The organism is Acinetobacter sp. AOR01_HL, from assembly GCF_027855455.1.
GTDB classification, from domain to species: domain Bacteria; phylum Pseudomonadota; class Gammaproteobacteria; order Pseudomonadales; family Moraxellaceae; genus Acinetobacter; species Acinetobacter baumannii.
Genome location: NZ_JAKTIM010000038.1, coordinates 87,253 through 109,700 on the forward strand (window position 1 = coordinate 87,253; position 22,448 = coordinate 109,700).

Here is a 22,448-nt window from a genome sequence, read left to right on the forward strand (position 1 = left end):
GTATTTCTTTCAATCAAATCTGGCATATTTAAATTTTTAAGGCCATTTAAATGAGTCATCTAAAAAAACAAGAAAATTTTAATTTTACCTATAGCAGGATCTTTTTTATCTGTTTAGCCGCTTATTGCTACAGTTCATGGCTCAGCCTTGTTTTGGCTAAATGGTTACCTTTTGCTAAAGCAGAGAATGTTTATTTTTCGGTATTTATCAGTTTTATCTTTTTTATTTTTTATATTGTCTTTACGAGTTCCATTTTATCAAAACTATGGTTTTGGATGATCAATAGCTTAGGCGTAGCGTTACTAGTGAGCTATTGGCTATTAGCTAAATGGGGAGTGGCTTAAATGAATTTTCGTCAAATTCAGGCAATACTACATAGTTGGTTTGGAATTATTGTTCTTTGGGTTATCTTTTTCATTTTTTTTACGGGCTCTATTGCTTATTTTCGAACGGAAATTAATGTTTGGGCACAGCCAGAAGCAATCAGCCATATTCAAACAGTCCCTTCTGCACAACATTCTGCGCAAACTGCGTTTAACTATCTCAACCAACATGCACCAAATGCCAAAAGATGGCGAGTCACAGTAGCCAATGAGCGGATGCCTGTGAACCTACTTCAATGGCAGGATAAAGAGGGGAAACATCAAGAGTTACAAAACCCTAATACCGGAGAGCTATTAGAACCTGTACGGAAGACTTTGGGTGGAGATTTCTTTTTCAAACTACATTACACGCTTTATCCTTTGCCAAGCACGTTCGGTAGTTTAGTTGTAGCAGTTGTTGCCTTAATTCTATTAATTAGTTTAATCACTGGTGTGATTACGCATAAGAAAATTATTAAAGAGTTTTTTACCTTTAGGGCTTTTAAAGGACAGCGTTCTTTATTAGATCTTCATCACATAACAGGAGTTATCACTTTTCCTTTTTATTTGGTGATGGCCTTTACTGGACTGTTGATTTTATTTTATCTAGTTTTACCGTGGGGATTATCGGAACAATATGGTAAAGCTGGTATACCAAAGTTCTATAATGAAATGCAGTTTACCGAGGTGGCAAAACCTCGAGAACCTTCCTTAACAGAAGCGATGCAACCTTTTAATCAATTCATGGCACAAATGCCTAAGCGAACAGAATCTGGAGCTATTTTAGATAAATTTGAAGTTCAAAAGCCTAATACAGCAGATGGCGTGATTACATTTGACTATAACTATAAAAATATTATTACCTTAAATACTCCTCAATATATTTTTGCAACAAATACGGCTGAACGACTCAATCAGCCACGAAATTTAAGTGCAATAGCACAATTAGGTTCATCAAGTTATGGGATTCATTTAGGTTACTTTGCTTCTATCTGGATGCGTTTTATTTTGGCTTGTTTAGGAATAATAGGATGTGTCATGTTGGTTGCAGGCGCATTACTATGGCAAAAAAAGCGCATCAAAGAACAAAAGAAATTTGGATATAGATTAGTACAGCATTTGAATTTTTTTACTTTCTTAGGGCTGCCTTTTGCCTCAGCCTTTTATTTAATGGTTGGTCGGATTATACCTGCTTCATTTGAGCCGAGGGAACTATACGAGGTTTCAGCATTTTATATAGCATGGCTATTAAGCTTATTGATTAGCTTTAGCTGCTCAATAAGGAAGGGAATAATCATCATGCTATATATTACGGCTGCTGTTTTATTGCTTATTCCAGTTATTAGTGTCGTTCTGGTGCCAGAAGCCTCTTTATTAAATAGTTTAAAGTCTGTGCATTGGTCTCTCACTGGTATCGATCTGGCGCTCATACTGCTCGGGCTATTCTATTTAGTAGTACTACGCTTCTACCAAACCAAATTTATTACGTTAGGAGAGGCCAAATGAGCTTTGCATCATTATTTTGGGCTATTGCTGCCATAATGCAAGCATGTATGCTCAGCCAATTTGGTCAGAAAAAGCTTCAATATAGCTGGCTTAAAAGTACATCTAGACGAATTTTATATGGAACAACCATATTATTTTTGCTTAGTTCATTGTTTTTGAATTGCTCCTTTGAAGGAAGCTCAGTAGGAGTCTTATCATGGTTTTTTGCCATAATCACAACCGCTTTCTTTTTGCAAATTATTGTTTTTTATTTTTTTAGAAAATATTTTATTCCTATTTGGTTAATGGCAATCGTCGTTGCAATTATTTTCTCGATTGTTGAGTGGTTACCTTAAATATGAGCAGGGGGAAAGCTGAATTTTTTGTCCATGATTTAAGCAATAAAAAAATAGTAAAAATAAGCTTGCATCTTAAATAAAAATGATTATCATTATCAATTATAGGTTATGTCATAGCAAGGACCGTTATAATGCTTACGCTTTCACAAAAGCTCCCAGATTATTTTGAATATATTGAAAATGATGTTAGCTACTCATTACGTCAGGTTCAGTATCCTCAAGATATACCACTATTACACCGCTGGATGCATGAGCCACACGTTATTCCTCAGTGGCAATTAAATAAAAGCGAAATAGAACTCAAAGTTTATTTTGAAAAAATGCTAGCTGATGATCATCAACGTTTAATGATTGTAGGAATCAATGGTCAAGACGTGGGGTATGCCGAAATTTATGAAGGGAAGCGTGATCGCCTAGCTCGTTATTATAAAGGTGAAGACAATGATTTAGGTTGGCATTTACTATTTGGGGAGAAATCTGCTTTTGGTCAAGGCTTTTTGCGTCCAACGATTCGTTTATTGAATTTCTATATTTTTGAAAATTCCCCAACAAATAGAATTGTAGGAGAGCCAGATCATACAGTGAAGCCTTATGCGGCTGTAGTAGAAGACATGTGCTATGAAGAGCAGGGCTTAATTCCAATGCCGGAAAAAACGGCAATGTTGTATTACTGTTTCCGTGAAAAGTTCTATGACAGATTTTTTGAGTTATACCAGGCATCGCAACAAAAATTACAGCAAAAAGCGAGTTAATTTCTGGTATGGGTAGACCTGCAAGACATAATAAAAACAATGCAGGTTTGTTTAGCAGTAAATGGACCTAAGAAAAATAAACATGATCAGCGCATAAAAAGAAGAAGCAAAAGTAGCAAGCGAGGAAGGCTTGCTACTTTTGTGTTTAAACTCAGTTTCAGAATTATCTATATTGTTCAACCTTTTTGAGTTTTTAACTCTTCTCAGTAACAGATTGCTTATATTTTTGATTAAAAAATAATCACTAATGTTTCATTTATTATCATCCTGCCTTTTTTAGCAATTTTTTGTATACCCTGAATAAAACATGATCAAAAAAGAGGTAAAAACGTGCTTATTTTTCATGGAAAACCTGTTCATGGAGCTATCTTCGATATGGATGGGACAATGTTTGATACTGAACGGTTGCGGTTTCAAACATTGCAACAGGCATCTCAAGAACTCATTGGGCAGGAGTTTTCACACGAATATTTAATACAATGTTTGGGGTTAAGTGCGACTACAGCGGAAAAGCTTGCACAACGTTTATACGGAGTAGATGTTCCATATAAGGAAATTCGAAAACGTGCCGATGAGATGGAACTAGAACATATTCGAAAACACGGCGTACCTATTAAAAAAGGTTTGGTTCAAGTTCTAGAGCGTTTAAGAAAATCTGGTTTAAGAATGGCTGTGGCTACTTCAAGCCGTAGAGCAATTGCCGAAGAATATTTAATTAATGCAAATGTTTATAAATTTTTTGATGTCATTACTTGTGGGGATGAAGTAGAACAAGGGAAGCCACATCCAGAAATCTTTTTAGAAGCGGCTAGTCAACTTCATTTAGACGCTAACCAGTGTCTTATGTTTGAAGATTCGGAAAATGGTTTAACTTCAGCACATACATCGAAAGGTTTAACGATTTTATTAAAAGATATTAAAGAACCAAATGATGAAATGCTGGAAAAAGCGCATTTTTATTATGACCAGATGTACGACTTTTTAACCGACCTTGACCAATTTATTCCCGTTATGGATATGCCAGAGATACAGGAACCCTTTCCGCAAAGTCTGAATCAGCTTACTGTTGGAATACATGGTTTCGGTGCTATTGGCGGTGGTTATATAGCGCAGATCTTGTCGCATTGGGATGGTTATACGAAACCAAAACGTATAATTGCGTCAACACGAAATAGTCTTTTCCGCGAAGCTGTAAATGCGTTTGGAACCTATAGTATTCGCTATGGGCAATTTTCTTATGATGAACGTATTGAGAATATGACCATTGTTGATTCTGACAATGAACAACAAATGTTAGAGATGTATACTCATTCAAGTTTGATTGCATTATGTTTACCCGAACAGGCCATCGAACCTGAATCAAAGATAATTGCAAAAGGGTTATATGCGCGTTTTAATTCGCAACTTGAAACATGTATAGAACCTTTAACCTTTCTAATTATTTTAAATAAGATTGGTGCGAAATATTTGGTTATGAAGCATCTTAAAGAAGCTCTACTAGAGTTAACCAACGATGAAGATGTAACGGAGCATATTTTAAAAGAGCATTACTTTTGCGACACCGTAGTTAATCGCATGGTTTCAAAACTTTCTAATCAGAATTTATATCGTCAACTTCGTATTAAGCATAATTTTCTTGAACAGCATTTAGAAGATGTGGAGCAAGAAGACCAAATCGAAATTGAAGATTGTAATAAACTGAATCAAGATCAACTAAATCAGGCTTCTATCTATGTTGATAACATGCGCCGTAATTTCCAGCCGGGACATATCTTACAAAGCATGGATTTAATCTTGTTCCATAGTGAAACTGATATGCCAATCTATGTAGAGAAAGGCAGTCCTTTACTTGAAAAGTTGCGTCAGGTGGTATTGGTTGACCAAATTACTGACATTCAACTCATTAAAAATCGTTTATGGAATGGTGTACATGCGATGCTTGCTTGGTATGCATCTTTAATGGGTTATGAATCTATTGGTGTTGCCATGGGCGATCATTCAGTTAAAGCATTTGCAGAGAACTTAATTGCAGAAGTGAAGCAAGGACTTGCAATTGTATTACCTAACTATGCAAAAGATCTGGATCGAATGTCACAAAGTTTTCTAGACTCATGTGAATATGCATTTAAAGATCCTTGTCAACGCGTAGCTAGAGATCCACTACGCAAACTCAATCATAATGAACGTGTCATGGCATCAATTGCTGTGAATATTTGTCATGATTTGCCTTATAAAAATTTATTAAAAGGTGCTGCTTTAGGTTATGCCTATGCGATTCAATTTTTAGAAATTGAAGAGACTAAAGCTGTTGAACATCTGCAGCAACAAATTCAGAACCTAGACTTGAGTACAACTCAAAGAAGACAGCTTGAAGCTGAATTGGTTCAACTTATCCAATATTTGTTTTCTGAACAAGGTAAACAACCATTAGGCATTAAGTCGAACAATACCAAAACTACATCAAATCAATATGTTTGAGTTTGCTTATTGAATTAACCTCAACAATTGAAAGGCAAACATGTTTTAATACAAAATTTGAATAATTTTGAATTAAAACTGTGCTGTTAAAACCCTCCACACTCATGGTGCCAACACCTATACGGGATTATCCCGAATGGCACCTTGGGCGTCAAAATTACGCATTGTGGTATCTAGAAATTAATGATCAGAAATTAGTTCATTATCTAGATCAATTGCGTGCGCATTTTTCAGAATTTCTAGTAGAACCTAATCACCGTCAATATCATATCACGCTGTTTATATGTGGATTCTTGACCCATGAAAATAAAGTTCATGGTGATGACTTTTGTTTTAGTGACTTTGTGCAGCAAAGGGAAATTTTAAGAAAAGAAGATATTGCACCATTTCAATTAAAAATTGGATCAGTTGATAGCTTTAGCAGTGCTTTATTTGTAGAAGTCCAAGACACCGAAAATAACTTATCTCTCATACGGCAAAAATTAGGTACAGTTTCTAATGAAATTGCCGCTTTAGATTACTGTCCGCATATTACATTGGGTTTGTATAAGAAAGACTATAGTAGTAATTTGATTTTACAAAAAATTTCTCAATTACCTGTACAATACACACAGGCTGAATTTGATCTTAAAGTAGAGCATTTAACCTTTGGCTATTATCAGGCACAAACTTTACAAGGTCAGCTGTATCCGTATCAGCATTTGTTTTTAGGTGATTCATGTTGCAATTGATTTTAGGTGGTGCCCGTTCTGGCAAAAGCCGACTGGCTGAACAAACGGCCATATCTATGCAATTAGCTGTCACTTATGTGGCTACGGCACAAGCGCTTGATCCAGAAATGCAAAGCCGGATTGTCCATCATCAAAATCAGCGTCCTGCTCACTGGTCTTTGGTTGAAGAACCATTATTTTTAGCAAAAACTCTGCAAGAAATTGATCGACCTAACCAAATTATTCTGGTGGATTGTTTAACACTTTGGCTAACCAATTTGTTACTTTTAGAAGATCAAAATATTCAACAATTTGAGTGTGAGCAGCTGTTAAGAGTTTTACCCACACTCGAGTCAGAAATTATTTTAGTAAGTAATGAAACAGGTTTAGGTGTTGTGCCACTCGGTAAGATTAGCCGCCGTTTTGTCGATGAAGCAGGAAGGCTACATCAGGCTTTGGGGCAAATTGCAGATAAAGTTGTGTTTTGTGTGGCTGGTTTTCCAATGATTTTAAAAGGTGAGAAGTAAAATGAACTGGTGGTTAGAATCTGTAAAGCAACCTAATTTGGACGCAAAACAACAAGCTGAACAACATCAACTCCAGCTCACCAAACCTACTGGTGCCTTAGGTGATTTAGAGCAAATTGCAATCACACTTGCCAGTTTACAGTCAAATGCTCACCCACAAGTTAGCCACCCATGGATCGCAATTTTTGCTGGTGATCATGGCGTAGTTGAAGAAAATATCTCTGCATATCCTCAAGCTGTTACCCGTCAAATGTTGCAAAACTTCACAACTGGCGGTGCGGCAATTAGTGTCATTGCTAAATATCATCAAGCTCATTTGCAAGTGATTGACTGCGGTACAGCAGGCGAAGCATACGAATATGCAGGTGTTGAACGTCATTGTATTCGTGCCGGCACAGCAAATTTTGCCAAACAAGCTGCAATGAATGCTGACGAGTGCCGTGCTGCCTTAGAGTTAGGGAAAAAAAGTGTAGATACTGCTAAAGCGAATGGAGCAGATATTTATATTGCGGGTGAAATGGGGATTGGAAATACCTGTTCTGCCTCTGCTTTAGCATGCCTTTTATTAAATGATACTGCCGAGCAATTGACTGGAGTAGGTACAGGAATTGGTGCTGATCAGTTAAGACATAAAATTGAAGTAATTGAAAAAGCAATTGAACTTCATCATAAACATGTCATTGGTGATGTCTTCAAAACACTTTGTGCTGTAGGTGGTTTGGAAATTGCGGCAATTGTCGGTGCTTATATCCGCTGTGCGCAAGTGGGTTTACCTGTGATTGTAGACGGTTTTATTAGTTCTGTAGCCGCTTTATGTGCTGTGCGGATGAATCCTCAAGTGAGTGACTGGATGCTTTTTGGCCATCAATCGGCTGAATATGGACACCGCCGTATTTTACAAGAACTCAATGCTGACCCAATTTTAAAAATGAATTTGCGTTTAGGTGAAGGTAGTGGTGCTGGCGCTGCTTTGGCATTGGTTAAAATGGCTTGCGCTTTACATAACCAAATGGCTACCTTCACTCAAGCGGCTGTAAGCGGAAATAAAATTGGCTAAATTTAGGATTGATTTGCTTAGACATGGCGAAAGCCAGTATAGCCATACTTTACGTGGCCATTTAGATGATGAGTTAACGGCAAAAGGTTGGCAGCAAATGCAGTCAACCATTGAGCAAGTCACAAACCAGACATGGGATGTCATTGTAAGTTCTTCATTAAAACGTTGTGCTTGTTTTGCTGAGCAACTATCGAAGACAACTCAGCTGCCTTTACTTGTAAATCATGACTTAAAAGAAATGTATTTTGGTGAATGGGAAGGCGTCTCAACTCAGCAAATTTATAAAACTTCACCCGAATTACTGGCAAACTTTTGGCAAAAACCAAGTCAATATTGTCCACCTCGCGCAGAAACATTAAACCAGTTTCAAACAAGAGTTCTTAAAGGTTTTCAGGATTTGCTGGGGTATATGCAAAAGCAAAACTTACAGCATGCTTTAGTTGTTACTCATGGCGGTGTGATTAAGCTATTGGCTTGTTTAGCCAGACAACAGCCTCTAGATGACTTACTTAAAATGCCGGCAGAGCTTGGAAAATTATATTCACTCGAATTTTCTGAAACAGATGGTCAATTAACTTTTAAGTTAAGATAGTAGTTTTATATTTTTATACACTTGTAAGTTATTATTTTTAAAATGTTATTTTAGCCTGTGTAATAGAACTGTCATTGCTAGTATCTAAGCTATTGGCATTTCTTATTAATCACACATCTGGCTTATGAATATTTTATTTAAAACAACTGTGCTTGCAGCATCATTATTGCTCGCGGCTTGTAATAACAATGATGATCAAGAAGCTCAAACTGCACCATCTACAAACCCATCAAAATATTATCAAACGAAAACGCCTTACCAACCTCAACAAGACTTAAAAAGCTATGAACAAGCGCCGACTGGGTTCCAGCCAGTTTTTACAGAGTTAGTGGCACGTCACGGTTCGAGAGGTTTATCAAGTCTGAAATATGATTTAGCACTTTATAATTTATGGAAACAGGCGAAAGCTGAAAATGCTTTAACGCCACTAGGTGAGCAATTAGGTGCTGATTTAGAAGCAATGATGAAAGCGAATATTTTGTTAGGTTATGGTGTTGAAGGGATCCGTCAGTACGGTTATGGAAATGAGACCATGACTGGTATTTTAGAACACCGCGGCATTGCCGATCGCTTATTACAGCGCTTACCAACTCTTTTAAACCCGCAAGCATCTATATTGGTACAAAGTTCTGGGGTGGATCGTGCGGTAGATAGTGCTAAATTTTTCACTGCTGAACTCATTAAACAACAACCGCAACTGAAAGATAAAATTGTTCCATTGTCTTATACCAATTTATCGAGTGAAAGCGTGCCAAGTGTTGAAGATGGTGGCGTTGATCGTTTTAAACTTTATTTTCATAGTTTGAATGCAGACGAAGACTTAGCTCAACCACTGAGTGATAGCCAACAAAAAATTTATGATGCAAGCCAGGCTTATCAAGATTTTGAAGAAAATAATAAAGATTTAGCTCAAAAGTTAGATGAGTTAACAAAAAATACTCAGGCTGAAAAAACTGCCCAACTGGTACTCAGCCCAATTTTTAAAGCTGACTTCATTAAAAAGCTCGGTACCACTGGTTATAGCTTTAGCAATACCGGATCATTTACAGTAACTTCGCCGAAAGGTGAGCAAATTACAGAAAAAGGTAAGGGGAAAAATACAATTGCCAGCGCAGTTGATGCAGCGGCTTATATTTATGAACTCTATTCAATTTCTGGTGGTATGAAAGATGAGTTAAAAGGTATTGATTTTGATAAATATATGCCTTTGGAAGCCGCAAAATTTTATGCTGAATTTAATGACGCCAATGATTTTTACGAAAAAGGCCCAAGCTTTACAGAATCAAATAAAGTCACCAGTGAAATCGCTCAAGGACTTAAACAGGATCTGTTCCAACAAGTTGATGCTGTTGTGAATAAAGCTCAACCTTACAAAGCAGTTTTACGGTTTGCCCATGCTGAAATTATTATTCCTCTGGCAACTAACTTAGATTTGCATAATATGATGCAGCCGTTACCACTACGCCAGACTTATAATTACTCGACAAGTGCATGGCGTGGTGAAGTAGTTTCACCTATGGCGGCAAATGTACAGTGGGATATTTACCAAAATAGCCAAGGCAATACTTTGGTAAAAATGCTTTATAACGAAAAAGAAACTTTGTTCAAATCTGCATGTAACTATGCACGTTATACACCAACCAGTTTTTACTACGACTACATCAAATTGAAACAGTGCTATCAAATGCAATAGATTTTCAGTTTTTGAAGTCTTTAATGGGAATAGGGATTGCTATTCCCATTTTTATTTCTTCATAATTCAATTTGTTTTTAAATATAGACCAGTTAGAGACTTGGATATGACACCTTTTTGGATAGCATTGCAATTTTTAACTGTTCTGCCTATTGAGCTAAAAACAATACCAACGGCGCAACAAAATGGTCGAGCTATTCTGTTTTATCCTCTAGTTGGTCTGATTATTGGGGGCATACTTTTTCTTGTTACCTGTATTTTTGTTAAATTACCCGCTCTTTTACTTGCGGCAATCGTACTCGCTTTATGGATCTGGCTAACGGGTGGATTGCATTTAGATGGGCTAGCAGATACTGCCGATGCGTGGGTAGGTGGTTTTGGAGATAAAATACGTACTTTACAAATCATGAAGGATCCAAGTTGTGGTCCAATTGGAGTCCTCAGCTTAGTTATCATATGTTTGCTCAAATTTGCACTAGTTTATGTGTTGATTGAACAGCATCAATCTTTATTTTTAATATGTATTCCTATCCTTGGGCGTGTGGTGCCATCTATTTTGTTTTTAACTACACCATATGTCCGCGAAAAAGGCTTAGGCCGTTCTTTGACAGACCATTTACCCAAAACTGCTTCATGGATAATAACTGGGTTCGTTCTGCTATTACCTTTGTATTGGGGGTGGCAAGGGCTTATTGCCATCATTGGTTTTTTAATCAGTCTTGTTTATTTAAGACATGTGTTTATAAAAAGGATTGGCGGTATTACAGGGGATACCGTCGGTGCAGCGATTGAAATAGGTGAAACTGTACTGATTTTTACTTTTGTCGTAAGTTATTTTTATTTAGTTTGATGTTAAATTCCACCACAATAAAATAAAAAAGCCCTCAAAAAATGAGGGCTTAATTTTCAATCTTAAAAAGATGAATTAGCGGTTTGGTAAAACTTCTTTTAAAGCTTCATGCATTTCAAGCAAGGTCTTTTCAGTAGTTTCCCAGTCAATACAACCATCAGTTACTGATTTACCATATTCAAGGTCACAAAGATTGTCAGGAATATCTTGGCGACCACCTTTTAGATGACTTTCGACCATAATACCTACAATTGACTTATTGCCGTCTAAAATCTGTTCAGTAATGTTTTTAAGAACAAGCGGCTGTAAGTAAGGGTCTTTATTCGAGTTAGCGTGGCTTGCATCAATCATAATTTTGTTGCTCACTTTTGCTTTCGCTAAAGCGTTTTCTGCTTCTGCAACAGAGCCAGCATCGTAGTTTGGTTTACCGTTACCACCACGCAATACCACATGTGCGTAAGGGTTACCTTTTGTATTAATGATTGAAACCTGACCGTCTTCATTTAAGCCTAAGAAACTGTGGCCATATTTAACAGACTGCATGGCATTGGTTGCGACAGTTAAACCGCCGTCTGTACCATTTTTAAAACCTACTGGTGATGATAGACCAGAAGACATTTCGCGGTGAGTTTGGCTTTCGGTTGTACGTGCACCAATTGCAGACCAAGAAATTAAGTCTTGATAGTACTGTGGAGAGTTAGGGTCAAGTGCTTCTGTTGCACAAGGTAAGCCTTTTTCATTTAACTCAAGCAAAAGTTTACGACCAATACGTAAACCTTTTTCGATGTTAAATGAGTCATTCATATCCGGATCATTAATTAAGCCTTTCCAGCCAATTGTGGTACGTGGTTTTTCAAAATAAACACGCATAACCAGATATAAAGTATCTTTAACCTTTTCGCTTAGCGCTTTTAGGCGATCAGCATATTCGTGAGCAGCTTTTGGATCATGAATAGAGCAAGGACCAATAACGACAAATAAACGTTTATCTGAACCATCTAAAATATTACGAATAGTTTCGCGGCCTTTTAGAACAGTTTGTGAAGCAACATCAGATAACGGAAGTTCTGATTTAAGCTCAGCTGGTGTTACAAGAGTTTGGATGCTTTTAATGTTAACGTCGTCGATATCTGGCTTGGAAACGGAATTTGAATGTGTAGTCATTGCTGTCACTGGTTAGATCATACTAAAGGTTGTTTTGTGTACTGAATATACCATGAAATAATTATGAAAATACTACATCTCATGGCAATTCAGTTTGGAAAAATCCCATTGATTTTACTATCTTTCGGTCGAGTTGCCTGTTTTTTCAGCAACTACTGCTTGTTGTTGTACCACAGCTGCTTTTGGTTTGGCTTTGACTGGGTGGACCATAAAGTTAACACCAAGAGCAAATAGTGTAATACCCAAAATTTTACGAATTAAACGTTCCGGCATACGTGAGCTAATTAATGTTCCAATAATAATTGCCGGAATTGAACCTACTAATAACCACATAAGCAGCACAAAGTCGACATTACCGGCACTCATATGCCCAAGACCTGCGACTAGGGTTAAGAGTACAGCGTGTACGACATCGGAACCAATAATACGAATCATTGGTAAGTTAGGGAACATGATTACAAGTGCCATAATTCCAAAGGCACCAGCGCCGACTGATGATAGTGTTACGAATACACCCAAAATAATACCCATAATCACAATATAGGTGCGTTTATTTTGAACAGCTAATTGTTCATTTTCAGTTTGAGTATTCTCTTTATTTCGGAATTTATTAAAGAACTTTTCAATCCGAGTACGGAAAATGATAGAAACACCAGTTAAGGTCAACATAAAGCCTAATACCATGGTTAATACAGCTTTATAATGAGTTGACTGACTTAAATAATGCTCAAGTACCCACGCAGTACCAAAAGATGCCGGAATACTACCGACCGCTAGCCATAAAACAATCGGCCAGACGATATTAAGTTTTTTTGCGTGAACCATCGATCCACAGAACTTAGAGATCGCGGCGTAAAGTAAATCAGTACCAATTGCGATATGCGGTTCAATCCTAAAAAGACCAATTAAAATTGGCGTCATTAATGACCCACCACCAACTCCTGTAATACCTACACAGAAGCCAACTAACATACCTGCCAAGATAAATTCAAAAGCACCAGACATCTTTATCGCCACTTATCACGAAACGCAGATATCTTATTCCTTTTAGAGATAAACAGTTGTCATGAATAATGATTTACTTATGCAAAAAAAAGCTAAGCAATTAAAATCATGCTTAGCTTGAGGAAATTTTATTCAAATTGATGACTTAGATGAAGTTTTTGCTGGCTTGAGTGGGTTAAGCCAAAGTATCAGTAAAAAGGTTAGGGGTGTTGCAAAGATCCACCAACTGACAAAACCAATTGAAAAACCATATTTCTTGATGAGAATAAACCCGCTCAACGCAAATAATAAAAAGGCCAATATCCTCAACAATGAATAATATTTTTGAGCAAATAATTTAAAATGGCCTGCCGACTTCGGTGATCTATATTTTTCGCTCGACATAAATAATAAATACATACCCAGCAAAGTTAGGGTAAAAACAATTATCATCATGAATTCACCTCAATATTTAACTTACTCAGCTTTTTTTGAATTTTATCTGAAGCTTTATGTTGAATAGGCTTAATTTTAAGAAATATAAAAAAGGCTAGAGCTGCAAATAACCAGAAAAATATATCTATACGTGCAAAATCCCAATAACCACTAAAGCTTTGAATATAATTGTTTTTTAGTAAATAACTTATATTCAAGACAGGGAGTGCAATACTAAGCAGAATAAAAATACCTAGCTGAGTTTGCCATAAATATTGTTTTTTAGTGATGAGCGCAATAATAAAGTTCATGAGCCACACGAAGAAGAAACTATAAATTTCATAATTAACAGTGGTGGCCGTGACAGTAAACAATCGATTCGCATACAAATAAGCAAGAGTTGCACAAGGCAAACCTACAAAGGTAGCAATATTTAAACGGTCAACTAAATAGTACCCGAAATGAAACTGACTATTTTTACTTTGAAGTTGGCGTTTAAGACTCCAAAGCAACAAGCCAGAGGCAATCATTACACAGCCTAAAATGCCAGAGAAAAACAATCCTAAGCGAAGTAGAGGCTGAGCAAAAGTTGCCATATGTAGGCCATATACTCCCGCATAAAGTGTGGCAATAGGACTATGATTACGTGTATCACCCAAGACTTTAGCGGTTGTAGCATCTAATGTGATTTGTGCTTGATTACGGGTAATAGAATGGTCTTCTTGCTGAATAAACGTAATTTGAGCCTGATTCGTATTTGGATTTTTAACACTCATAGTTGCTAAAGTTTGATTTCCCCAACGCTGTTTAAGTTGGGCTAATAGCTTTTCAACTGGTAAATTCTGTGCAGGATGCGGTGTTGTACTCTCTGTGACCGTTTTTGTACGTATATCATTGAAATATTGATAGGGATTCTCTGGATAGAGTTTTTGCATTCCCCAAGGCAAATATAGATAGAAGAAAATAGCCAAGCCAGTAAAAGTAACTGTTAAAAAGAAGGGCAGTGCAATAACAGATGAAACATTATGAAAATCTAACCATGAGCGCTGTGATTTAAAGGTACGCAAGGTAAAAAAATCGGTGAAGATTTTTTTATGAGTAATGATGCCTGAGATTAAGGCAATCAACATAATAAAAGCTGCTAAAGATACGACCAACCGCCCCATTAATATCGGGACACCAAAAAGTTGATAATGGAAACGGTAGAAAAAGTCACCGCCTTCAGTCGCAGAAAGTTTTAATTCTTGACCAGTGTTTGCATCGAGGGTTGCATTCCCATAACTACCATCTGGTTTTTCCCAATACATCGTATTTACCGGACTTTCAGGTGTAGCAACAGTTAAATACCAAGATTTAGCATCTGAAGCATGTTTTTGTAAGTATTGATATGCCGTTTTAATTGCCACATCTTGTTTTACTTCAAATTGTGCAAGGGAGGGTTGCATCCACAAATTAATTTCATGGCGGTAATAAGACAAACTTCCCATTAAAAAAATAGCAAATACGAGCCATCCAAAAATTAAACCAGTCCACGAGTGGAGCCATGCCATAGATTGACGTATACCTTTATGCATAACCTACCGTCCGTGTCACAATAAAGAAAAGGGCAAATAGTGCGATTGATAAAATGGTCAGTCGCAATAATGATTGGATGCAGAAACCAACAATCACGAAAAATACATAAAACAAAATAGAAATAAAGGCCGCCAAATAGATAGCTTCTGGCTTGTCTAAGTTCAAATGGAAAATTTCAGTTAGTCCAAGACTTAAGTACACCATACAGGCATAACCCATACCGAAAACAACTAAGAATCGATAGAAAACTTTTATGCGATATAACATGGGAAGATTTAAAGTTTTGGACATATTTACTGACACATAAAAATAAAAAGAAAGCCAACCCCCAAATTGGGATTGGCTACGCTATTAATATTTAAACTTTACAGCAACTGTATAGTTGGCTGGGGCACCATAAAAAGCCTGCCCATCTGGGAAACTATTTAAATATTTCTTGTCAAAAATATTATTACCATTTGCTTGAAGCGTAATATGATCATTGACTTCATAGCTTGCCATTAAATTGACTAAAGCATATGCATCTTGTTTGATCGTACCGTTTACATTTGAGTCATATAACTTTATCCCATCTTGCCACTGTAAACCTGCACCAACTTTAAGCTTAGGTAAAACTGGCGGAGTATAGGTAGTTAGCAAGTTAAGTGTCTGGTTTGGATTGTATGTTCTTGCTTCGCCACCATTTTTAGTGTCTTTAATACTAAATTGAGCATAGCCGAAAGAAAGATTTACGTTATCAGTAATTTGACCTGATAGACCGACTTCTACACCTTGCGATTCTAGATCACTCGTTGGTACTTTTCGGTTAAGTGGGTTTCCATCCGAGTTACGTAAAGGGTAATTATTTTGTTCAGTTTTAAATACTGAAAGTGTGCCTGTTAAACGGTCATCTAGCCATGAGCTTTTTACACCCATTTCATAGCTTTTACCTTCAATAGGTTTTAAAGCTTGATTGGTATCTTTATCAATACCAGTTTGTGGACGGAAAATAGAGGTATAACTCATGTAACCCGTATATTCAGGTGTAAAATTATAGGTTAATCCGACATATGGAGAAACTTTACTTTCACTATATGACATTGGTGAGCTATAACTTTCGCCTTTACTCTCAGCTTGAACATAGTTTGCACCAAGTAAAAGTTTTAAATCTTCATTAAGATGTAAACGTGTCGCGGCATAAATTGAGTTAATATTTTGTTTATAGTTAGCCGCTTCTGTGAAATCTGACCAAGTTATAGATTGCGGTGTCCAACTTGCCCAATCGGTAGTAGTTGACTTTATAACATTACTATCGTTAATCGTTCCTGTAGATTGTTTATCTTGTTGGTGATTACGTACATAGCTGTAGCCTAGAGTTGCTTCATGTTCTCGGTTAAATAGCTTATAGGTTCCTTCGAGATTAAAATCTACAGCATGTTTTTCTTGATGTTCTTGCCCACCCCAAGGAGTTAGAGAAACACCGGACCCGTCAGCTTTTGGATAACCATAGTAATAGAGAAGACGGCTATTATGCTTCGTATCAAGATAGTTGTAAGTCAGCTTAGCATTCCATTGGTCATTAAGTTTTTGCTTTAATTCAACAAAAGCATTTTGTGTCTCATTATCCCAATGTGCCCAATCAGGGTTTGGATTATATGAGCGGTCATAGGAAATTTGTTTACCGTTAGCATCTAATAAAGGTAGTGCACCCCAGTTGTTTGCATTAGGTTTATTTTGTTCTTGGCTATAACCTGCGGTAAGTAAAGTGCTATCTGTTAAATCGGCTTCAACAATACCAGCAAAGCCGTTTTTTTCCGCAGAATATCGGTCTAGGTAAAAATCACCAGTTTGTTCATAGCCCATAATACGGCCACGTACTTTTCCACTTGGTAGAATTGAGCCAGATACGTCAGCTTCATAGCGCTGCGTATCCCATGAACCGTAACTTACACCACCGCTTGCTTGAAATTCTTGTGTTGGACGTTTTCGAATATTATTGATGGTTGCACTCGGATCGCCAAAGGCATTAGTTAACGAGTCAGCTCCTTTAACTACTTCTACACGATCATAAAAGTAAGTATCAGGATTCGTATTATTATAGTTATAACCTGAAAGAGGAAAGCCTACGCCATCCGTCAAGATATTTGAAATCTCAAAACCACGAGCCATATAAGTGGTTCGCTCAGTTTCTTGATTAGAGACTGTTACACCAGGGGTATTTCTTAAAACATCACGAGTACTGGTAAGGCCAAAATCTTCAATTTGCTGACGAGTAACGACATTAATGGTTTGGGGTGTTTCCTTAGCCTCAATATTAAGCTTGGTTGCACTACTCGAGTTTTTAACATTATATGCCTTGGTCTGTTCAGAAGACTGCTCTGCATTTGATGCTTTGACTTGAATCGTTTGCAAAGCTTGTACCTGTGCATCTTGGGCATAGGTGAGGTTGGCATAACAAATCGCGCAGGCGATTACAGACAACTTAAATGGTCGAGGTGGGATATTCATAAGATTAAAGATAATGTAAATAATTCTCATTTATTTTATTGTTTATAAATGTAAGCTACAATTCAAATAACATTGTTAATTTAGATTAAAAGATAGTGCATGAATGTAATTTTAGATAGTGATGTGCTAGGGCTAGGTTTAGCTGGGATTGATTAGGTAAGTTCAAGATTAATAAGTCTCTATGCTAGAATGCGTTATTTCAAATTCTTGGGTAAATCGCCTTGGCAAACCGAAAACTTAAAATAGGCATTGTAGTTGGAGAAGTTTCTGGAGATACACTCGGCGTAAAACTCATGCGTAGTTTTCGTGAGCAGGGAATCGATGCCGAATTTGAGGGAATCGGTGGCCCTCAAATGATTGCGGAAGGTTTTAACAGTTATTACCCAATGGAAACTCTGTCTGTGATGGGCATTGTTGAGGTATTAAAAGACTTAAAAAAACTATTCGCCGTACGTGATGGCTTAATTAATCAATGGACTCAGCATCCAGTTGATATTTTTATTGGTATTGATGCACCAGACTTTAACCTCAGACTTTCGAAAAGTATCAAAGAAAAGAATCTTCCAATAAAAACAGTTCAATATGTGAGTCCATCAGTTTGGGCATGGCGCCAAGGGCGAGTACATGGCATCAAACAAAGTATAGATTTAGTACTTTGCTTATTTCCTTTTGAAAAAGTTTTTTATGAACAATATGAAGTTCCAGCGGCATTTGTAGGCCATCCATTAGCTAAACAATTACCGCTTGAGAACCCTATTCAAATTGCTAAACAAGAATTGGGTATTGATGAAAATCAAAAACATATTGCTTTGTTGCCCGGTAGCCGCAAAGGTGAAGTAGAAAGGCTTCTTCCTATGCTATTGGGGGCAGCCAATATTTTGCATACAAAATATCCAGATATTCAATTTTTAATACCGGCAATTAATGATGCGCGCAAACAGCAGATTGAGCAGGGGGTTGAACAATTAGCACCGCAGTTAAAAGCAAAAATTCATATTTTAGAAAATACGGATAGCGAATCGAAAATTGGTCGTATGGTCATGAACGCGAGTGACATTATTGCTTTAGCGTCTGGAACGGCGACATTAGAAGCCATGCTCATGCATAGACCAATGGTTACTTTCTATAAACTGCATTGGCTAACTTATTTAATTGCTAAATTCTTGGTGAAAATACCTTATTACTCTTTGCCAAATATCATCGCGGGTAAAAAAGTAATTGAAGAGCTGATTCAGGCAGATGCAACACCTGAAAATTTAGCGGCTGAAATAGAAAAACTAATGAATGTTGAAACCGCTCAAATTCAAGTAATGCAACATTTAACTATGCATAAACAGCTTATTTCTGGAAATACAGAAGATCCGGTTCAAGCCATTTTGCAATGTTTGAATAGCTAATTTTTAAGATTTGATTGGCTAATTGCTTTTAATCCAGCTAATGAAAATTTTTTAAAGTGTTCAACTAAATCATGTAAGGGCATCTGAGCAATATTTTTAAGTGGCTCAGGTGCTTGAGCATTAGGCCCGGCAATAATAAGCATCATACAAGGGGTCATCACGCTTAAAATACAAGGTAAAACGGCCGGATCATTTTCATCTAAGTTCGCCACTTGGCTAATCAACTTTCGAATAAGAAAAAATTTTCTCATTCCAGTTAATTCAATAAAACTTAATAAATGCTCAGACGGTGAAAACAATTCGCGAATAAAAACTTTGCCATGCCAAACATCTTTTTCCGTCAACTTATGTAATAAAGTTTCAAGTAATAAACTCAATTTTTCTTCGGGAGAGTAAGTACTTTCAACAAGTTCTAGTAAGTATTGTTCATCTAGATAATGGGCATGAGCTTCCATTAACACTGCTTGATATAGTCCATCTCGACCATCAAAGTGATAATTAATTGCTGCTAAATCGACATTTGCTACTTTGGCAATTGTTTTGTTTGCTGTTTTTGCAAAACCATATTGGGCGATTAAGGGTCCTGCTGCCTCAATAATTTTAGTCTTTGTTAAGTCACCATCACTTCGTCTAGATCTGGACATGTTTAAACCTAATTTTATTTCATCATAAAAGTATATCTTTTATTCAAAGATTAAGGTAATTTAAATTTAAATTGAATTTAAACTATGTAAATTTGAATTTAATAAGAAGGCTAAAAAGATGAATAAAAAAGTGATTGCCGGCATTTTAGTGGTTATGGCTGTAGTTGCCATCGGCTTTTGGGTATGGGGATATAATGATAAAAAACAATTAGATAATAATGTATTAACTTTATATGGAAATGTGGATATCCGCCAAGTTTCACTTGCATTTGAACAGTCTGGCCGTATTCAGAAACTTTTAGTTCAAGAGGGCGATAAAGTTCAAGCAGGTCAAGTACTGGCGACTCTTAATACTAATGCATTACAAATTCAGGCAAAGCAAGCTCAAGCACAACTTAAAGCTCAACAAGAGGCAATTATTAAACAAGAGATTGGAGCTCGCCCTGAAGAAATCACCCAAGCAAAAGCTCAACTTGCGTCTGCCCAAGCTGAGCTTGATAAAACCAATAAAAACTTGCAACGCTTACAAATTTTGGTAAGTAGTACCGATGGTCGAGCAATTAGCCAACAAGAACTCGACTATGCCAAAAGTAATCAACATAGTGCTGAGGCAGCGGTCCGTGAAAGACAAGCCAATTTAGAATTATTAATTAAAGGTGCACGAAAAGAAGATCGTGAAGCAACCAGAGCACAATATGAAGTGACTAAGGCTAATTTAGATTTAATTAAGTATAACCTTACTCAAGCAGAACTAAAGTCTCCTGTAAATGCAGTGGTACGAGCTCGGTTGCAAGAAGTTGGCGACATGACAACTGCTCAAAAGGCCGTTTATACATTAGCCTTGACCAATCCAAAATGGATTCGTGTGTATGTAAATGAACAAGATTTAAGTTCAATTAAAATGGGAGGCACGGCTCAAGTTATTCGTGATGCTTATCCCAATCAGCCTATTAATGGAAAAATTGGCTATATATCTTCAGTGGCTGAGTTCACACCTAAAACAGTACAGACAGAAGAGATTAGAACAACACTTGTTTACGAAGTTCGGGTGTATGTAAATGGTCCGAATGATCAATTAAAAATGGGTCAACCTGTGACAGTAAAAGTCCCACTTGCTTTAAGTGAGAAAGCCCATGATTGATAGTAAAGCAGTGGTTCAAGCCCTTAATTTATTCATGACTTTTAAAGCCGAAAATAAAAATTCAGTAGATATTAGTGCAATTGTTGATTTGAATATGCAAATTAAAAAAGGAGAACTTACCGCTTTAGTCGGTCCAGATGGTGCGGGTAAAACAACTTTATTAAGGTTAATTGCAGGATTATATAAAGCGAGTTCAGGTTCTCTTCATGTGCTTGGGTTTGATATTGAAAAACATCCTCAAGTTGTACAAGACCGTATTAGTTATATGCCACAACGTTTTGGACTCTATGAAGACTTAAGTGTACAAGAGAATCTAAATTTATATGCCGACTTACACGGCGTTCCAAAAAATGTACGTAACCAAAGATTTAAACGTTTATTGGAAATAACGGATCTTACTCAGTTTACTCAACGTCTAGCAGGGCAACTTTCTGGTGGAATGAAGCAAAAGCTAGGATTGGCATGTACTCTAGTTCGTTCCCCAGAGTTACTCTTGCTTGATGAGCCTAGTGTTGGAGTAGACCCTTTATCACGACGGGATTTATGGATCATTATTGAACAACTTGTTCAGGAAGAAAATTTAAGTGTAATTATAAGTACCGCTTATATGGATGAAGCAGAAAAGTGCGCTTACGTGTATATCATGCACGAAGGCAAAATTTTAAGACAAGGTTCACCTGAGCAATTAAAAGCGTTAGTACATGAGCAAACATGGCAAATAAAGCCTTCAGAGCAGATTAAGACTCGGATTGTACAAGCCCAGTTGCTTGGAAATTCTGGAGAGATTATTGATGCAGTGCCAAGAGGAGAGCAAGTAAACTTTATTAGTCGCCAAAAAGAACTATCAACAAATATTTTACCTCTGGGACTAGTGGCAAATAGGCGACCACCTGAACTCGAAGATGCTTTTATGATGTTGTTACAGCAAAATCAAAAACAACAAATCTCTATTTCTCAGCAGGCTTTTCGATCAGAACAAAATAATAATTCGCAATCAGACCAAGCGGTCATTGTAGTTAAAGATTTGGTCAGAACTTTTGGAAATTTTACTGCTGTTGCCAATACGTCATTTACTGTACAGCGTGGAGAGATCTTTGGGTTACTGGGGCCAAATGGAGCTGGTAAAACCACGACATTTCGCATGTTATGTGGATTACTACCGGCAAGTAGCGGTTACCTAGAAGTTGCAGGTAAAAATTTACGGACGGCCCGTGCTGAAGCAAGAGCTAAAGTAGGCTACGTCTCTCAAAAATTTGCACTGTATAGCAATTTAACTGTGTTGGAAAACTTAAAGTTTTTTGGTGGAGCCTATGGTTTATCGGGCAAAAAACTAGATCAACAAATTGATAAAGCTTTACAGCAATATGATTTAAAGCCGCAAATTAAAAGCGGTGATTTACCTGGTGGTTATAAACAGCGCTTATCTATGGCGGCTGCATTATTACATGAACCAGAAATTTTATTTTTAGACGAACCTACGAGTGGAATAGACCCGCTTGCACGGCGTTCATTTTGGTACAGCATTGGTAAACTCGCAAATCAAGGCATTACCATCATTATTACCACCCATTTTATGGAGGAAGCAGAATATTGTGACCGCATTGCCATACAAGATGCAGGAAAGTTACTAGCCCTAGGTTCTCCTCAACAGGTTCGCGAATTGGCAAGTAAAGATAAACATATTGTTGATATGAATGAGGCTTTTATTGCAATTGTGGAACAAGCACGTGCATTAAGGCATGCGGGTTAGGAGACC

21 protein-coding genes are annotated in these 22,448 nt (G+C 37.0%); 14 read left to right on the forward strand and 7 right to left on the reverse strand.

From position 1 onward, the window contains the following. Nucleotides 1–50: 50 nt before the first annotated feature. The 11 genes from MKL62_RS11420 (at nt 51) to MKL62_RS11470 (ending at nt 10,865) form a co-directional block, all read left to right on the forward strand. Nucleotides 51–344: a hypothetical protein gene (locus tag MKL62_RS11420; RefSeq protein ID WP_000018790.1), complete on the forward strand. Its 294-nt coding sequence runs from the start codon at nt 51–53 to the stop codon at nt 342–344. Next, entirely contained in the window at nt 345–1,868 is a 1,524-nt protein-coding gene (locus MKL62_RS11425; RefSeq protein WP_005128756.1) for a PepSY-associated TM helix domain-containing protein, read from the forward strand. Next, nucleotides 1,865–2,203, forward strand: a complete 339-nt coding sequence (locus MKL62_RS11430; protein ID WP_005128755.1) for a hypothetical protein — start codon at nt 1,865–1,867, stop codon at nt 2,201–2,203. Before MKL62_RS11425 ends, MKL62_RS11430 begins: the two co-directional genes overlap by 4 nt. 134 nt (nt 2,204–2,337) lie before the next feature. Beyond that, nucleotides 2,338–2,958 carry a GNAT family N-acetyltransferase gene (locus MKL62_RS11435; protein WP_000956973.1) on the forward strand — a complete coding sequence of 207 codons (621 nt, stop codon included), beginning with the start codon at nt 2,338–2,340 and terminating at the stop codon, nt 2,956–2,958. A gap of 330 nt (nt 2,959–3,288) precedes the next feature. Next, nucleotides 3,289–5,436 (forward strand): bifunctional mannitol-1-phosphate dehydrogenase/phosphatase, encoded by a 2,148-nt coding sequence (gene mtlD, locus MKL62_RS11440; protein ID WP_005128754.1) that lies wholly within the window; start codon nt 3,289–3,291, stop codon nt 5,434–5,436. Between the two features lie 104 nt (nt 5,437–5,540). After that, nucleotides 5,541–6,167 carry a 2'-5' RNA ligase family protein gene (locus MKL62_RS11445; protein WP_005128752.1) on the forward strand — a complete coding sequence of 209 codons (627 nt, stop codon included), beginning with the start codon at nt 5,541–5,543 and terminating at the stop codon, nt 6,165–6,167. Next, the gene (gene cobU / locus MKL62_RS11450) at nt 6,155–6,673 is read left to right on the forward strand and encodes a bifunctional adenosylcobinamide kinase/adenosylcobinamide-phosphate guanylyltransferase (protein WP_005128751.1); all 519 of its coding nucleotides are present in this window, start codon (nt 6,155–6,157) and stop codon (nt 6,671–6,673) included. The genes MKL62_RS11445 and cobU overlap by 13 nt, the downstream gene beginning before the upstream one ends. Before the next feature lies 1 nt (nt 6,674). After that, the gene (gene cobT, locus MKL62_RS11455; protein WP_005128747.1) at nt 6,675–7,730 is read left to right on the forward strand and encodes a nicotinate-nucleotide--dimethylbenzimidazole phosphoribosyltransferase; all 1,056 of its coding nucleotides are present in this window, start codon (nt 6,675–6,677) and stop codon (nt 7,728–7,730) included. After that, nucleotides 7,723–8,322, forward strand: coding sequence for a histidine phosphatase family protein (locus tag MKL62_RS11460; RefSeq protein ID WP_025470044.1), 600 nt, complete (start codon nt 7,723–7,725; stop codon nt 8,320–8,322). Before cobT ends, MKL62_RS11460 begins: the two co-directional genes overlap by 8 nt. A 124-nt stretch (nt 8,323–8,446) precedes the next feature. Then, nucleotides 8,447–10,015 (forward strand): histidine-type phosphatase, encoded by a 1,569-nt coding sequence (locus tag MKL62_RS11465; protein WP_005128745.1) that lies wholly within the window; start codon nt 8,447–8,449, stop codon nt 10,013–10,015. Nucleotides 10,016–10,121: 106 nt separating this feature from the next. Then, nucleotides 10,122–10,865 carry an adenosylcobinamide-GDP ribazoletransferase gene (locus tag MKL62_RS11470; protein WP_030423816.1) on the forward strand — a complete coding sequence of 248 codons (744 nt, stop codon included), beginning with the start codon at nt 10,122–10,124 and terminating at the stop codon, nt 10,863–10,865. Nucleotides 10,866–10,940: 75 nt separating this feature from the next. Here MKL62_RS11470 and MKL62_RS11475 read toward each other — a convergent pair whose 3' ends face one another. The 6 genes from MKL62_RS11475 to MKL62_RS11500 form a co-directional block, all read right to left on the reverse strand. Then, nucleotides 10,941–12,029, reverse strand: coding sequence for a 3-deoxy-7-phosphoheptulonate synthase (locus tag MKL62_RS11475; RefSeq protein WP_005128744.1), 1,089 nt, complete (start codon nt 12,027–12,029; stop codon nt 10,941–10,943). A 117-nt stretch (nt 12,030–12,146) separates the two neighbouring features. Continuing rightward, nucleotides 12,147–13,034 (reverse strand): sulfite exporter TauE/SafE family protein, encoded by an 888-nt coding sequence (locus tag MKL62_RS11480; protein ID WP_000011876.1) that lies wholly within the window; start codon nt 13,032–13,034, stop codon nt 12,147–12,149. 132 nt (nt 13,035–13,166) lie between these two features. Beyond that, a complete protein-coding gene (locus tag MKL62_RS11485; protein ID WP_005124117.1) occupies nt 13,167–13,469 on the reverse strand; it encodes a hypothetical protein in 303 nt (100 codons plus the stop codon). Continuing rightward, nucleotides 13,466–15,022 carry a PepSY-associated TM helix domain-containing protein gene (locus MKL62_RS11490; RefSeq protein ID WP_005128742.1) on the reverse strand — a complete coding sequence of 519 codons (1,557 nt, stop codon included), beginning with the start codon at nt 15,020–15,022 and terminating at the stop codon, nt 13,466–13,468. The genes MKL62_RS11485 and MKL62_RS11490 overlap by 4 nt, the downstream gene beginning before the upstream one ends. Continuing rightward, entirely contained in the window at nt 15,015–15,314 is a 300-nt protein-coding gene (locus MKL62_RS11495) for a hypothetical protein (protein ID WP_000047700.1), read from the reverse strand. The genes MKL62_RS11490 and MKL62_RS11495 overlap by 8 nt, the downstream gene beginning before the upstream one ends. A gap of 60 nt (nt 15,315–15,374) precedes the next feature. Continuing rightward, entirely contained in the window at nt 15,375–17,510 is a 2,136-nt protein-coding gene (locus tag MKL62_RS11500; protein WP_025470043.1) for a TonB-dependent siderophore receptor, read from the reverse strand. A gap of 221 nt (nt 17,511–17,731) precedes the next feature. Between MKL62_RS11500 and lpxB the strand changes: the two genes are divergently transcribed. After that, nucleotides 17,732–18,907: a lipid-A-disaccharide synthase gene (lpxB, locus tag MKL62_RS11505; protein ID WP_005128739.1), complete on the forward strand. Its 1,176-nt coding sequence runs from the start codon at nt 17,732–17,734 to the stop codon at nt 18,905–18,907. On the opposite strand, the gene MKL62_RS11510 is transcribed toward lpxB, so the two are convergent. Further along, a complete protein-coding gene (locus MKL62_RS11510; RefSeq protein ID WP_000091623.1) occupies nt 18,904–19,551 on the reverse strand; it encodes an error-prone polymerase regulator EppR in 648 nt (215 codons plus the stop codon). The two genes, lpxB and MKL62_RS11510, sit on opposite strands and share 4 nt — an antisense overlap. A gap of 118 nt (nt 19,552–19,669) precedes the next feature. Here MKL62_RS11510 and MKL62_RS11515 point away from each other — a divergent pair, with 118 nt between their 5' ends. After that, the gene (locus MKL62_RS11515; protein ID WP_005128738.1) at nt 19,670–20,692 is read left to right on the forward strand and encodes an HlyD family secretion protein; all 1,023 of its coding nucleotides are present in this window, start codon (nt 19,670–19,672) and stop codon (nt 20,690–20,692) included. Beyond that, entirely contained in the window at nt 20,685–22,442 is a 1,758-nt protein-coding gene (locus MKL62_RS11520; RefSeq protein ID WP_005128737.1) for an ATP-binding cassette domain-containing protein, read from the forward strand. Before MKL62_RS11515 ends, MKL62_RS11520 begins: the two co-directional genes overlap by 8 nt. The last annotated feature ends 6 nt before the right edge of the window (nt 22,443–22,448 follow it).